Below are 1,052 nucleotides of genomic sequence, written 5' to 3'. Positions count from 1 at the left end.
TAGTTGGGCTTGCCCCTGCGAAGATAGCTAGCTGCCGGGTCCTTTTTTTTGCCTTTTCTATAATTCGGTTTATAATAATAAAGATAGAAAAGAGGATATTATGAAGAACTTAGGCTTTTATAATGGAAAAATAGATGAATTAGAGAATATGCAAGTACCAATGTTGGATCGTGCTTGTTATTTTGGAGATGGAGTTTACGATGCTTCTTATGCGAATAACCATACCATTTTTGCACTCCAAGATCATTTGAATCGGTTTTATAATAGTGCAAAACTATTAAATATAAAAATACCTTATGAGAGAATTGAATTACAAAATTTATTAATTGACTTAGTTAAAAAAGTAGATTCTCCGACTCAATTTGTTTACTGGCAAGTTTCTAGAGGTACTGGAATACGTAATCATATATATGGAGATGATATGATTGGTAACTTATGGGTAATGATTACACCAAAACCATTAGCAGATCCAAATAAAGAAATGTCTGTAGTTACAATGGAAGATACACGCTTCTTCCATAATAATATTAAGACAATTAATTTAATTCCTGCAGTTATGTATTCTACAGATGCACATAATCATGGATATGACGAATGTATTTTACACCGAGGTAAAGATCGTGTTACAGAATGTGCACATAGTAATGTTTCTATTTTAAAGAATGGTGTTTTTATCACTGCACCCTGTGACGAATATATTTTGCCAGGTATTGCACGAAAACATTTATTAGAAGCATGTACAGCTTTAAATATTCCTTATGAAGAGAAGATTTATTCTTTAAAGGATTTATTAGATGCAGATGAAGTAATTGTATCAAGTAGTACACACATTTGCAGAAGAGTAAATAAAATTAATAATAACCCATTTAATGGTAAAGATTTAGAAACTTTTAAAAAGCTTCAGAATTATGTATTTAAAGAATTTTATGAATATACAAATGCAAAAAGAATAGATTAATAAGCTGGATAATACCAGTTTTTTTAAATCGGGCAATGAAAGCGTATACAGTAATAAAAATGAAAAAAAGATAAAAAAGTTAAAAAAAACATTT

1 protein-coding gene is annotated in these 1,052 nt (G+C 29.4%); it reads left to right on the top strand.

Annotated features, from left to right (window positions below):
- The first annotated feature begins 100 nt into the window (after positions 1–100).
- Positions 101–958 carry an aminotransferase class IV gene (locus tag DWY01_RS11405; protein ID WP_117996219.1) on the top strand — a complete coding sequence of 286 codons (858 nt, stop codon included), beginning with the start codon at positions 101–103 and terminating at the stop codon, positions 956–958.
- Positions 959–1,052 lie beyond the last annotated feature (94 nt).

Origin of the sequence: Eubacterium sp. AF22-8LB, assembly GCF_003458715.1 — a bacterium.
Classification (GTDB): Bacteria; Bacillota_I; Bacilli_A; order Erysipelotrichales; family Erysipelotrichaceae; genus Holdemanella.
This window is presented reverse-complemented; position numbering and strand designations above follow the sequence as displayed.

Coding starts and splice junctions, on each gene's coding strand:
- DWY01_RS11405 (WP_117996219.1), top strand. CDS start 101: ATGAAGAACTTAGGCTTTTATAATGGAAAAATAGATGAATTAGAGAAT.